We start from the raw sequence: 14,409 nt of genomic DNA on the forward strand, positions 1-14,409 counted from the left end.
GGTTGAAATTATTAAAAATGCAATTGTGAAAATCGAGAAAAAACGGTATTAAAAAACGACGGAGATAATCAAATGACAAACAACGCATACATTGTGAGCAGCGTGCGAACTGCAGTCGGCAAAGCCAAACGCGGAACGCTGGCTGCCACCCGACCGGAAGAAATGGGCGCAGTTGCGGTTAACGGCGCCATCGAAAAAGTTAAGGGGTTGCAGCCGGAAATGATCGACGATGTGCTGATCGGTTGCGCCATGCCGGAAGGTTCGCAAGGGCTGAATATGGGGCGACTGATCGCCCAAAAAGCCGGGCTGCCGGACGAAGTGCCCGCCGCAACCATCAACCGGTTTTGCAGCTCCGGGTTGCAAACGATTGTGATGGGTGCGCAGGCAATTATGGCCGGACACTCGAATGTTGTTGTGGCCGGCGGTGCAGAATCAATGAGCATGGTGCCGATGACCGGATATCATTTTTCCCCCGATCCCGAATTGCTGGCGAAAGACCCGGATGTCTACATTTCAATGGGAATAACCGCGGAAAACGTGGCACAGCGATTCAATATTTCCCGAGAAGATCAGGATCATTTCGCGCTGAAATCGCACCAAAAAGCGGCGGATGCGATTTCGTCCGGGCGTTTCCGGGATGAAATTGTGCCGATGCATGTGAAAGCTGCGATGTATCAAAATGGCAAAGTTGTCAAAATGGAAACCGAGTTCAACGTTGACGAAGGTCCGCGGATGGATTCGACATACGAAGCGCTGGCGCGATTGCGTCCCGCATTCAAAATGAACGGAACGGTGACCGCCGGAAACGCATCGCAAATGTCCGATGGCGCTGCAGCATCGGTGGTGATGAGCGGTCAAATGGTTGAGGAATTGGGTTTGCAGCCGATGGCGAAACTGGTCGGTTACGCGGTCGCCGGTGTTGCGCCGGAAGTGATGGGCATCGGTCCGATCAAATCGATTCCGAAGGCGCTGAAGCAATCCGGTTTGTCGCTGAAAGATATTGGTTTAATTGAACTTAACGAAGCTTTTGCATCGCAATCGCTGGCGATTATTCGCGAACTTGGCATCGATGAATCCATCGTAAATGTGAACGGCGGCGCGATTGCACTCGGGCATCCGCTTGGCTGCACCGGTGCAAAATTAACGGCATCGCTGCTGCACGAAATGCAGCGTCGCGGTGTTCGCTACGGTATCGTTACGATGTGCATCGGCGGCGGCATGGGCGCAACCGGCATTTTCGAAAATCTGATGCATTAATCATAATTTTTAAATCTGAAATAGAATTTCGAATCAGTTTCATTTTTTAAAGGGGTCAAATTATGGAAGCATTTTTAGGTTTTTTAACGCAATTCCCGGTTTGGGCGAGTGTGGTCGGTGCGGTGGTGCTGGTTACCTTGCTCGGATTTTTTGGCGTGTCGCTGTGGGGATGGATTGCGCTGGGCGCCGTGCTGCTGGCCGGATTTGCCGCACCCGTTTGGCTGTGGGCAATTCTGGGCGTTGTGGCGCTGTTGTTTGGCGTTCCGCCGATTCGCCGCGCCATTGTCACCAGTCCGTTGGTGAGTTTTTTGCGCGCCAATAATTTTTTACCGGTCATTTCGCAAACCGAACGCACCGCCATCGAAGCCGGAACGGTTTGGGTGGATGGCGAGTTGTTTTCCGGCAAACCGGATTTCAAACGGCTGATGAACGAGGCATATCCCGATTTAACGGATGAAGAAAAAGCATTTCTCGACGGACCTGTAGAAGAAGTTTGCAAAATGACCAACGATTGGGACGTTTACCAAACCCGCGATTTGTCGAAAGAAGTTTGGGATTATCTCAAAGAAAAACGTTTTTTCGGACTGATTATTCGCAAAAAATATGGCGGGCATGGGTTTTCCGCATCCGCAAACAGCGCGATTGTCAGCAAGGTTTGCACGCGCAGCGGCCCGTTGGGCACAACCATCATGGTGCCGAATTCTTTGGGGCCTGCGGAATTATTGCAGCATTATGGCACAAAAGAGCAGAAAGAATATTATTTGCCGCGATTGGCGCGCGGGGAAGAAATGCCCTGTTTCGCGCTGACCGAACCGAACGCGGGATCGGATGCCGGCGCTATCTCATCGAATGGCGTGGTTTTTCGCGGTTCCGACGGTGAGTTGTATCTGCGCCTGAACTGGAAAAAACGATACATCACACTGGCGGCGATTTCCACGGTTTTGGGTTTGGCGTTTAAACTGCGCGATCCGGAAAATCTGCTCGGCAAAGGGGAAGATTTAGGCATCACCTGCGCACTCATTCCCACAAAAACCGAAGGTGTTGTGCTCGGTCGTCGACACGATCCGTTATACAACCCGTTCTGGAATTGCCCGACAGAAGGTCACGATGTGGTGGTGCCGATCGATTCGATTATCGGCGGGCCGGAACAAGCCGGAAACGGTTGGCGGATGCTGATGGAATCGCTGGCGGTCGGTCGCGGAATTTCGCTACCGGCATCGGCGGTTGGCGGCACCAAATACGCCGCTCGCGTTGCGGGCGCATATTCGCGGGTTCGCCAGCAATTTGGTTTGAACATCGGTAAATTTGAGGGCATCGAAGAACCGTTGGCGAGAATCGGCGGTTGGGCGTATCTGCTGGAAGCATCGCGCCGTTACACTTGCGGCGGTTTGGACAGCGGCGCAAAACCGGCAGTCATTACGGCGATAGCAAAATACAACACGACAGAATTGCTCCGCAAAGCCATCAACGATGGCATGGATATCCTCGGCGGTGCAGCTATTTCACGCGGACCGCGTAATTTGCTGGCACACGGTTATTTTTCAATCCCGATCAACATTACTGTGGAGGGCGCAAATATTCTGACCCGGACGCTGATGATCTTCGGTCAGGGCGCCATTCGCTGCCATCCGTACGCATACAAAGAAATTTCTGCATTGATGGAAGGCGACGTAAAAGCATTCGACAACGCATTCTGGAAACACATCGGTCACGTGGTGCGCAACATGTTCCGCGCGATGGTGCTCAGCCTTTCCCGTGGCGCATTTGCCAGTGTTCCGGTGAGCGGTCCCGGTAAAAAATATGCCAAAAAATTAGCCTGGGCTTCCGCATCTTTCGCATTTTTGGCAGATACGGCAATGGGTATGTATGGCGGCGATCTGAAACGGAAAGAAAAAATCACCGGTCGTCTGGCGGATATTTTTTCGTGGTTGTATTTGTTGACCGCAACACTGCGCCGTTTTGAAGCCGAAGGCCGCCGCAAAGAGGATATTCCGCTGCTGGATTGGAGCATGGCTTACGGTTTATCGCTCATGCAAAATGCATTTGCAGAAGTTTATCAAAATATGGGATTCCCGTTTGCCGGTCCGGTTGCGCTGTGGTCGCGAATGAACGTGCTCAGCAAAGCACCCAGCGATTACACCGGTCACAAAGTTGCGCAAATTCTGCAATCTCCCGGCGAACAACGGGATCGATTGACGAATGGCGTTTTTGTGCCGGATGATGTTCAACAAGCGCTCGGTCGTTTGGAAAACGCTTTCCGTTTAGCGGTTGACAGCGAACCGATTCTCAAAAAAATCTATGCTGCAATCAAATCTAAAAAATTGCAGAAAGACCGCCCGGATAAACTGGTGATGAAAGCGGTGGAAGCCGGTATCATCACTTCAGCCGAAGCCGATATTCTGGCAAAAGCTCACGCTGCCCGCGAAGATGCCATTCAGGTCGATTCGTTTACGCAGGAAGAATATCTGGAAACAGCTAAATCGAATCCTGTTCAAAAAACGGTCAGCCGTGAAGTTATTTTGAATTAACCTGAGTCATTACAGCAACTCAACAAAAAGCCGCAGGGGTTTTGGAACCTGCGGCTTTTTTGTTGTGATGCCGATTTAGTTTGTTTGATATCATCTATTAAAATGATATGTATCATGAAAATAGCTGCGCAGGAACGATTTTATTTGACAAATTCGCTAAATGATGGTAAAATATCGAGTTTGATACAGATTTTGGTCCAAATTTGCAAAGTTAGACAAGCCTGTTGAATTTTGAATTCATTTTATTGGTTGTGCTTAACTATACTACTTAACGTGGAGGATTACATGAAAAAAGGGTTAATAGTGCTTTTCTGTTGGCTGCTTGTCTTCGGACTTTCGGCATCGGCACAAAACGGGTCGATTGCCGGAACTGTCATGGATGCGGAATCCGGGGAAACGTTGCCGGGTGTAAATATCATTGTGGTCGGCAGCACGATGGGCGCTGCCAGTAACATTGATGGCAATTATGAAGTACGCAACGTTCCGGCAGGTAATTACCGGGTTTCTGCCGATTTTATCGGATATCAATCCGATACGCTGAGTGTTACTGTTGTTGCTGGGCAAACCGCCCGTTTGAATTTTTCTCTGGCAACCGCCGCTGTAGAACTTGGCAATGTTGTTGTGGTTAGTGCATCCCGCCGTGCGGAAAAATCGCTGGAAGCACCGGCTTCCATTTCTGTGATTAATGAAGCAGAAATTCGCGGCGAAATTGCACCCACATCCGTTGCGATTTTGCGAAATACAACAGGCGTTGATATGGCTCAAACCGGCGTTGACCGTCAGGAAGTTGTTCTCCGCGGATTCAACAACGCATTTTCCGGTGCGGCTTTCATTCTTACCGATTTCCGTCAGGCAGCTGTCCCGTCGTTGGGCGTCAATATTCACTCCATTATGCCAAATATGACGGTCGATATCGATAAAGTGGAAATCGTGCGCGGTCCCGGTTCGGCGCTGTATGGCCCGGGTGTGGATGCCGGCGTTATCCATTATATCACCAAAGATCCGTTCCAGTATCCCGGAACATCCATTTCCGTCGGTGGCGGCGAGCGCAATTTGGCGTTTACCCAATTCCGTACCGCCGGTGTCAGCCAGGCGAACGGCAAGCTGGCATACAAATTTTCCGGTCAATATTCCCGCGCGGATGACTGGGAACTTGATCCCAACAATCCTGTCGATGCAATCCAATTGGATGGCAATGCTCGTCCGCGGGATTATGATTATCAAAAAATTAACCTGAACGCATTGTTGAAATATCGCTTTAACAACGAAGTTTCCTTCACATTGAACGGCGGTTATGCCGCTTTGGATGGAACCGTGCAAACCGGTATCGGCACCGTTCGTGCTGAAGATTTCGGTTATTCCTATCTGCAAGGTCGCCTGCAGGCCGGCAGATTGTTTGCCCAGGTTTACAAAAATTTCAACAACGCCGGAAAATCATTTGTGTATGACAACGGTTTGGCTGTGGTTGATAACAGCACCCAGTTGAACGTACAGGCACAATATGATTTTGACATGTTGAATGATAATATGAACGTCATCGTCGGTGTGGATATGGACCAAACGACACCGGAAACCGAAGGCACTATTAACGGCCGCAACGAAGGCAGCGATGAAGTGACAGAACTTGGCGCATATGCGCAATCGCTGTTTAAGTTGGGCTCCAAACTGGACTTAACCCTTGCTGCTCGCGGCGATTATAACAACATTTTCGAAAAGTGGGAATTCTCCCCGCGTGCTGCGCTGGTTTTCAAATTAAACAATACCAATTCGTTACGTGCAACTTACAACCGTGCGGTTACCTTGCCGGGTAACAACTCACTGAATCTTGATATTGTTGCCGGAACCGCAGGTGGCGGTTTAATCACCGTTCGTGGTCGCGGTGCCCGCGATGGCTACACCTGGCAGCGCAATTCCGCATACGGCACATTCGCCAATTCCGATCTGGTTGCCCGCAGCCTGAACCCGGCAACTTTGGGTGCTGCACAGCCGGTTGGGTTACCGTTAGACGCTGTTTACAGCACTGTCTATAACGGTTTGGCTGCCATTCCGTTACAAACACTCCAGCAATTGCTTGTTGCAAACGGATTCCCCTCATTACCGTTGCAAAGCCTTGGCGCGTTGGTTGCCTTGCTCAGCCCGCAGGCTACGCCGGTTAACGGTTTCTCGAATGGCGTGTTAGGAATTGTAAATCCGACAACCGGTGAATTTTCGATTGTTCAAGATGTAGATGACGTAAAACCGTTGGATAACACCGAAACCCAATCCTTCGAATTCGGTTACAAAGGCATTTTTGGCAACAAGCTGTTGTTTGCCGCAGATGCATATTATACCAAAAAGAAAAACTTCATCGGCCCGTTGCTGGTTGAAACACCGATGGTTTTGGTACCAACATTGTCTGCTGATTTGGTTGCGGCAATGGCAACAGGAATCTCCAACAATGCTGTGTTAGCTGGAACATTGGCACAATTAGGCCTCACACCAGCCCAAGTTGCCGGGTTGCTGGGCGGACTTGCCGCCGGCAGCTTGCCATCAGCAGAAACACCGGTAGCGATTGTCGTCCCGGCTGAAAATGATCTGGGTGTTGGTCAAGTGCCCGAATTGATGCTCACCTACCGCAACTTTGGTCAGGTTGAATATTGGGGCGTGGACGTTACGATGCAGTATCTTTTCAACGAAAAACTGAGCTTTTTCGGAAACGTTTCAGTAGTTAGCGACAACTTCTTTAATAATGAAGATTTGGATGAAGCCAATGCAGATTTGGCGCTGGCTTTAAACGCACCGAAACTGAAGGGAAAAGGCGGTTTCAGCTATCAGGTTCCCAAAAGCATCAGCTTTGGCGCATCCGGCAGATATGTTGAAGGCTTCCCGGTTGCCTCCGGCCCATATGTTGGCGGACGCCCGGCACCGTTTACGGACGACCCGACAACCGCTCCCGGCGTGGAAGATTACTTCCTGCTGGATGTAAATGTGGGTTACGATCTTCACAATGTGATGCATGGTTTGCGCGCAGACCTGAACATTTACAACGCATTGGATAACCTCCATCGCGAGTTTGTCGGTGCACCGGAAATTGGTCGCATGGCAATGGTTCGTTTGGGCTATACTTTCTAAAAATTAGCAATCCATTTTATTGCGAAAAATCCCGGTATTTCTGCCGGGATTTTTTTTTATCCAATCCAAATTAGCCTCCCGAAAATCTTCTTTTTTTGCTGTAATGATGTTCCACAAATGTTAATTTCAGATAGTATTTAACACACATTTATGGGGCGAAAATTAATTTTCGCGAGGGGAAAATGATGAAAAAAGTGTTGTGCCTGCATTGGGAGAGCACCGAATCCACAGAAACAGTAACATTCCTGAACAAAAATATTCAATTTATTCGCAAAGGTTGCCGGCAAGCGGTTCACCGCGCCCGGGAAATAATCGCGGAATATGACGGGCAGGTGGATGCCATCGCGTTGGAGAATATTCCCATCTGGCTGGAGCTTGGCAAAAATCGCGAAGCACACGATGTTGGTGAGGCGCTGGCAGGCATTGCCAAAAAAACACCGGTAACCGACGGCGCAACCATTCGTGGCGGATTGGAAAAATGGGGCATCATTTTAGCTGATCGGGCGCAACCGGGCATTTTCAGCAGGAAACGGGTGTTGCTCACGCCCGGGCTGAACCACAGCGGAATGGCGATTGGTTTGGAGCGGCGCGGATGCAAATTGCGTTACGCCGATCCGCTGGTGTATTTCGGATTGCCGGATTTTCCCGGCGTCGGCAGCCGGCTTTCGCTGGAAACGGCAGCTGCGCCAACGTTGGAGCGGCTCAAAAATATGCCCTATCAACGGCTGAATTTCGAGAGCATCGGGCAAAAACGGCTCGATCACGATGACCTGTTTGCCAAATATGATATCATCGCCGGCGATGTGTCGATCATCCGGAAATGCGCTCCCAAATTATTGAAGCGAAAAATCATTCTGGTCAATTATGCGACAGAGGCGGATATCGAAGATCTGCGCCGCCGCGATGTAGCGATTGTGGTTACGCTGATGCCATCTCCGGACGGTCCCGGTGCGCTGGGACGTTGGCCGGCTGCCGTTATCGAGGCATCGTTAATGGCTGTCCAAGCTGATGGAAAACAACAGTTTAGCGAAGATGTTTATCTGGATTTACTCTCAAATTTACGCTGGGTGCCGCACATTCGTTATTTGCAGCCGGGCGAAGCAAATGTCAACCGGTTTGCGTTTGTGATTCACCCGTTGAATATTTCGTTTATCCACAAACACCCGAGTTATCGCTGGACGAGCAACTTGCCGGACGGTTTGGTCGAAACCATTTCTGCATACATGCCGCCCCGCTATCTTTCCCGGATCACCGGTGGAAAATCGCCGACAACCGGGCAGCAAATTGAGGGACATCTCATTTCGTTGGGCGCAACGCCCCGCCAAATGATGAAACGCGGCGAACGGTTTACCTATGACCGGTTAAACCAGGCTGCCAAAATTGCCGAGCGGCTCGGTGCCCGGATTATGGGTTTGGGCGCATTTACCAGCGTGGTTGGCGATGCGGGCATCACCGTTGCGCACGAAGCGGATATCGCCATCACCAGCGGTAACAGCCTGACGGTTGCGGCAACGCTGGAAGCTGCCAAACAGGCCGTTGTGCAAATGGGCACCTCCGATTTAACACGCGGAAAAGTGATGATTATCGGCGCAACCGGTTCCATCGGATCGGTTTGTTCGCGGCTGTTGGCGCAGGCGATTTTGGATGTCGTGCTGGTTTCCATCGAGCCGGAACGGTTGATCGATCTCAAACAAACCATCCTCAAAGAAACGCCAAAAGCCAAAGTAACCATCGCAACCCGGGCGGATGAATTGCTCGGCGATTGCGATTTGGTGGTCACAACCACCTCCGCATTCGGGCAACGGGTGATCGACATCAGCAAATGCAAACCCGGCGCGGTAATTTGCGACGTGGCGCGTCCGCCCGATATCAACGAGCGCGAAGCGGCGCTGCGTCCGGATGTGCTGGTTATCGAAAGTGGGGAAGTGCTCATTCCCGGCGATATCGATTTTGGTTACGACATCGGGTTGCCGCCGGGAACCGCGTACGCATGCCTCGCAGAAACCGCGTTGCTGGCGATGGAAGGGCGTTTTGAAGATTACACGCTGGGCAGAAATATCACCACGGAACGGGTGAAAGAAATTTATCACCTGTTCAAAAAACACCAGTTTCAACTGGCGGATTTGCGCTCATTCGGAAAAGTAATAACACCAGCGGATTTTGCCGCAAAACGGGCGCTGGCTGCCAAATTTCACGAAAATCAGGAAAAATTCCGTAAATTTCAACGGGAAGCGGGTGAAAAACTGGCGCGAATTCCGGTGATGGCTAAAGGCGTGCAATCGTCCAAAGGAAACGGCATCGCCAAAACCGTCGGCGCTGCGCTGGCAATCGGAACGGCAGCGTATTTGTTGGGCAAGCGGAAAGGCAAAAAAGGCGCAAAATAAAGCCGCATTTATATGTCAGGACACGGTCGCGACCGTTCCGAAATAGAAAATTAGTTCTGCTCAAAAAAAAGGCACCGTTTTTCAAAAAGGTGCCTTTTGTAATTAATGTCCGGTTCGTCCGGTAAATTCGTCCATCGTTTTGTTGATGCCGAAAAAGCTGATCACCGCATCAAAAACGCTCAGCGGCAACACCCGAACCATGTATGCAGACATGACAAATCGCGGCATCACCAATCGCCGCCGGTTGCCGCGAATGGCACCGATAATCCGTTTGGCAGCATATTCCGGTTTGAGGATCGGCAGAATCCACGGAAAGCGCGTTTTTACGCCCGCGAACATGCCCGTGTCGATGTAAAACGGGCAAATAACGGTCGTCCGTACCGGCGATTTCAGCCGTTTCAATTCCAGCCGCAACGATTCGTCAAATCCGATCGCGGCAAATTTGCTGCTGCAATAGTCCACCATTTTGGATGTGCCGACAATCCCGCCGGCGGATGCAATGGTCACGATATGCCCGCTTTTCCGGCGCATCATTTCCGGCAAAAATGCCCGGCTCGTCCAAAAAAGCGCCAAAGTGTTCACCTGAAAGGTGCGCTCAATTTCTTCATCGGAAATTTCGGTGAGTACTTTTCCGGACACAATACCGGCGTTGTTGATCAAAATATCCACCGGGCCGCATTCGCTGAGCACCCGTTTTCCGGTTTCGGCAATGGCTGCGCGATCCGTCAAATTGCAGACATACGTGGTTACTTTCGCGCCGGTGTTGCGCAATTCTGCGGCAGTTTGATCCAACCCTTTGGCGTTCACATCCCACAAAATAAGGTTCGCACCTAACGCCGCCGATTTTTGGGCCATCAGTTTTCCGATGCCGCTGGCTGCGCCGGTGATCAGCACGTTCCGTTGGTTAAAATCAGACATTTCACCCGCTCCGTTTCATTTTTAAATAATTGTATATAATAAGGTTATAGCACTTTTTCAACCAACCGGATCAATTTTTTCACAGTGCCCGTGTAGGGCGGGAACAGCAGCGTGATCGGCGTATTTGAAAAATGTTTGAGCACTGCACGACCGTGTGAAAACGCTTTAAATCCGAAAAATCCGTGAGAGCTGCCGATACCGCTGTGATTCACACCACCAAACGGCAAATTGAGGTGAGAAAACTGCAGCGCGACATCGTTAATGCAGGTGCCGCCGCTGGTGGTTTGATTCAAAAAATAGTCCGTGTTTTTGCGATTGCGGCTGAAAATATACAGCGCCAGCGGTTTCTCCAGTTTGGCAATTGTGGCGGTCGCTGCTTCGAGATGATCGAAACGCAAAATCGGCAAAACAGGACCGAAGATTTCCTCCTGCATCACCCGCGAATCCGGCGAAACATCCGTGAGAACAGTGGGGGAGATGTATTTTTCCGCAGCGTCGGACTGTCCGCCGGCTGCCAGCGTCGCACCGTTTTCAACGGCGTCGCGGATCAACTCAACCAATCGCTCGTGATGCCGTTGGCTGATCACCCGGGGATAGCTGTTGTTCGCTTTGCGCTCCGCTTCGGTTTCGCCGTAAAGTTTGGCGATGTAATGCTGCACTTTTTCCAAAAATTCCGGAAATACTTTGCTGTTTACCAACACATAATCCGGTGCAACGCAGGTTTGCCCCATGTTGAGATATTTGCCCCAAACCACTTTTTTGGCGGCGTCGTTGATATTGGCGCTTTCGTCAATGATCACCGGCGATTTTCCGCCCAATTCCAGCGTCACACTGGCGAGGTTTTCCGATGCCGCTTTCATCACAATTTTCCCGACATTCGGGTTTCCGGTGAAAAAAATGTGGTCAAACGGCAATTTGAGCAATTCTGTGGCAACTGTTGCATCGCCTTCGATCACCGCGATTTCGTTTTCCGGGAACACTTCCCCCAAAATTTTGCGGACAACCGCATTGGTTTGCGGCGTGAATTCGGAGGGTTTTACCATGATGCAATTACCCGCTGCAATCGCGGAAACGACCGGTCCGAGTGTCAAATTGAACGGATAATTCCACGGTGAAATAACCAGCACAACGCCGCGCGGTTCGTAGCGGATCCAGCTTCGGGTGGTGAGCGCGACCAGCGTTGGCGCAACCCGATGCGGTTTCAGCCATTTTTTGAGATGCCGGATGGCATAGCGAATTTCCCCGACAACCTGCATGATTTCCGTGAGATCGGTTTCCGCTTCGGATTTGCGAAAATCCGCGTTCAGCGCGCGGTAAATGGCATCGCGATTGGCTTCGATGGCTTTGTGCAACTGCTTTAATTTTTGAATGCGTTCTTTTGCGGTGGTATTGGCAATCTGTGGATGAAACGCTTTCTGCTGTTCAAAAATTTTGGGGATTTGCACCGAGGTTTCCGCACCGTTTGTTCCGGTGTGGTGCGATTGCAGGGTTGGGGAATTCATGGTTAATTCTCCTAAATCGTTGAATATCTGGTAAAAAATGTGTTACTTAAACGCTGTATCAGGAAAATGCCAATGGTATGTTTGCGAAAACTGTCTCGGATTCTGGCAGGCTCAGCGTCAAAGTTTTTTGCTAAAAAATTGCAGTGTTCAGTAGCGTTTCGCTACTTATTTTCTGCGATGTAATTTACGCATTATCAGAAATTTATGCAAAAGTAATATGCAATTAAAGTGGTGAATTTTCACATTATGTTGAACGCTGTTCAAGTTCAGTGAATACAACTAATTAACCTAATTACAAATCAGAAAAACACCGGAAAAAGTGACAATGGCAGACAAATCATCCGCAGCGCCGACAGTGCTGATCACCGGCGCGACAGAGGGTATCGGTTACGAATTGAGCAAAATTTATGCAAAAGAAGCCTACGAATTGGTGCTGGTTGCCCGCAACGAGGAACGGCTGAAATCCCGCAAACGTGAGCTGGAGGATGAATTTGGCGTGCCGGTAGCCATCATCCGGATGGATTTGTCGGAGCCGGGTGCTGCAAAAAAACTGTTCGAGCTGACCGAAAAGCATGAAATTGTGGTGGATGAATTAATCAACAACGCCGGATATGGATTGATTGGCAGATTCGATAAAATTTCGCTGGACGACCAACTCAACATGATTCAACTAAATGTCGCCGAAATGACGGCGCTGTGCCGGTTGTACCTTGAGCAAATGGTGGCGCGGGGCAGCGGTAAAATTATGAATGTCGCATCAACCGCATCCTTCCAACCGGGACCGATGATGGCAGCTTATTACGCCACAAAAGCCTTTGTGCTCCATTTAACGGAAGCAATTGCTGTGGAAACAAAAGGTACCGGCGTGACGGTTTGCGCCCTTTGCCCGGGACCAACGGCATCGAAATTTCAGGAACGCGCGGGATTCAAAAAACCGTTGCTGACGCAGATGGGCATGATGTCTTCGGCGTCGGTTGCGAAAACCGGATTCACCAAAATGCAGCGCGGCAAAACAGTGATCATCACCGGTTTGATGAACCGGTTGTTTGCGCAATCCTATCGCTTTTTCCCGCGAAAAATGATTCAATCGGTTATTCGGATGTTGCAGAAAAATCGGGAATAAAAGGGATAAAGGATAAAGGGTAAATGATAAAAAAAATCGGGCAGGATAAAAGGCTTAACTGTTTACCCTGCCCGTTGTTTGCAAATTGGTTATTTGCTGTAATAATCGATAATTTCCTGAATGGCAGCTTCGCAAACGACACAAAATGTTTCCGCACTTTTGGTAAACATGATGCAATCGATTTCCGGGCGATACATGCCTTTTGAGGCATAGCCCGCGCCTTCGAACGCACCAACTTTTCCGGCAAATTTGCTGTTTTGCAAATAGCGGTGCATTTTCTCGCTGTGCTCGCGATCGAGGCGATTGTATAATTCTTCCGCAGATTTCACTTCCGCAGCCGGTGCATTATTGCGCTTTAGTTCTGCCACGCGATTGTTCAATTCCCGCCGTTGTTGTTGCCACGCCAAATCCATCGAATCAAAATCTGCTTTTTCCCACGGTGTGGGCATTTCGATGCCCGGCGTCAGTTTGTCGCGCCATTTTATTTTGGCGGGATCGGTTTCTTTGGTGACATTCGGCTCCGCCGGCTCCACGCCTTCGGGATAAAATTCGTTGTAGGCAACGGATGATGTGTAATATTCATCCGCCAAACCGAGCAGCGAATGCCCGAATTCGTGGACAAATAAATAAGTGCTCCACTGGTTATCCGCGGTAAATGAGCAATACCAATTGTAAATCCCGCCACCACCGTAACGATAATGGTTGACCATAATATACAGCGCGTCGTACGGCACATGTGCGGCAATGTCGCGCAACGTTTTGTTGTCTTCGGTGAGCAAATATCGTTCGGAACCGAGTGAGTTGAAGGTTGCGTTCAGCGCCGTATTTTTAAATGAATTGTGGCGCGGTTCGTCCACACCGCTGTCCAGCGAGGGTTTTAACACACCGTATATATTGAAGTTAGCGCGATTGGATTTATACGGTTCTTTGCTGAAAAAATAATCGGTAAACCGTTGTAAATCTTTTTTGAATTTCGCGGTTTCATCTTTTGTGTAACCTTCGCCGATGAACGCGATATCCACTTTTTGGTGCGGAACGCCCCCGTTTTGACTTTGGATTACCAAAATATCCGGGTCTTTCGGCTCTTCGCGAATCACGGAAACCGCTGCCGGATCGATGGTTACGCTGTAAATTTCTGACATTTTATTGTATTTATCGCGCTTTTCGATGCTCATCCGAATCGGCGCTTTCGGATACGGCAGCAGCGCCGATTCGTGATAGCTGCGTTTGATGCCGTTCGCTGCATCTTCGCTGGTGGCGTATTCATAAAAATAGGTGTTGAAACCTTTGGAATAAATCAGTTCGCCGCCGCCTGCGTCGTAAATTTTCAGATAATATTGACCGTTATCGAAATGATCGATCAACTGGTTGCGGCTGCCCGCCCAAACGCCGTATTGATACACATGATCCAGCGTGACAAATTCGCTGGCGGCATCGCCGATGTGGAAATAATCCACCCGCATCGTTTTGTCGATGAAATATTGCTCAAATTTGGGATTGGCGTTTGCCGAAATCGCAAAAAACAACAGTGTCGCGCACAGCATTTTACAGGTTTGCATAGGTTCCTCCAATAACGGGTGATAGAT

Annotated in this window: 8 protein-coding genes; 5 read left to right on the forward strand and 3 right to left on the reverse strand. The window is 49.9% G+C overall.

The features are described from left to right. Positions 1–72: 72 nt before the first annotated feature. From H6629_20560 to H6629_20575, 4 genes are all read left to right on the forward strand, one after another. Positions 73–1,257: an acetyl-CoA C-acyltransferase gene (locus tag H6629_20560; protein ID MCB9070175.1), complete on the forward strand. Its 1,185-nt coding sequence runs from the start codon at positions 73–75 to the stop codon at positions 1,255–1,257. A 62-nt stretch (positions 1,258–1,319) separates the two neighbouring features. Beyond that, the gene (locus tag H6629_20565; protein ID MCB9070176.1) at positions 1,320–3,785 is read left to right on the forward strand and encodes an acyl-CoA dehydrogenase; all 2,466 of its coding nucleotides are present in this window, start codon (positions 1,320–1,322) and stop codon (positions 3,783–3,785) included. 285 nt (positions 3,786–4,070) lie between these two features. Continuing rightward, positions 4,071–6,896: a TonB-dependent receptor gene (locus H6629_20570; GenBank protein MCB9070177.1), complete on the forward strand. Its 2,826-nt coding sequence runs from the start codon at positions 4,071–4,073 to the stop codon at positions 6,894–6,896. Positions 6,897–7,081: 185 nt separating this feature from the next. Continuing rightward, the gene (locus H6629_20575; protein MCB9070178.1) at positions 7,082–9,280 is read left to right on the forward strand and encodes a serine carboxypeptidase; all 2,199 of its coding nucleotides are present in this window, start codon (positions 7,082–7,084) and stop codon (positions 9,278–9,280) included. A 102-nt stretch (positions 9,281–9,382) separates the two neighbouring features. Here the strand turns inward: H6629_20575 and H6629_20580 are convergent, their stop codons facing one another. Together H6629_20580 and H6629_20585 are read right to left on the reverse strand one after the other, a co-directional pair. Continuing rightward, entirely contained in the window at positions 9,383–10,198 is an 816-nt protein-coding gene (locus H6629_20580) for an SDR family oxidoreductase (GenBank protein ID MCB9070179.1), read from the reverse strand. Positions 10,199–10,242: 44 nt separating this feature from the next. Beyond that, entirely contained in the window at positions 10,243–11,700 is a 1,458-nt protein-coding gene (locus tag H6629_20585; GenBank protein ID MCB9070180.1) for an aldehyde dehydrogenase family protein, read from the reverse strand. 325 nt (positions 11,701–12,025) lie between these two features. On the opposite strand from H6629_20585, the gene H6629_20590 reads away from it, so the two are divergent. Then, positions 12,026–12,823 carry an SDR family oxidoreductase gene (locus H6629_20590; protein ID MCB9070181.1) on the forward strand — a complete coding sequence of 266 codons (798 nt, stop codon included), beginning with the start codon at positions 12,026–12,028 and terminating at the stop codon, positions 12,821–12,823. A gap of 89 nt (positions 12,824–12,912) precedes the next feature. Here H6629_20590 and H6629_20595 read toward each other — a convergent pair whose 3' ends face one another. Next, on the reverse strand, positions 12,913–14,367 hold the full coding sequence (locus H6629_20595; protein ID MCB9070182.1) for a peptidase M64: 1,455 nt from the start codon (positions 14,365–14,367) through the stop codon (positions 12,913–12,915). Positions 14,368–14,409 lie beyond the last annotated feature (42 nt).

It is taken from the genome of Calditrichia bacterium (assembly GCA_020634975.1).
In the GTDB taxonomy this organism is placed as follows: domain Bacteria; phylum Calditrichota; class Calditrichia; order RBG-13-44-9; family J075; genus JACKAQ01.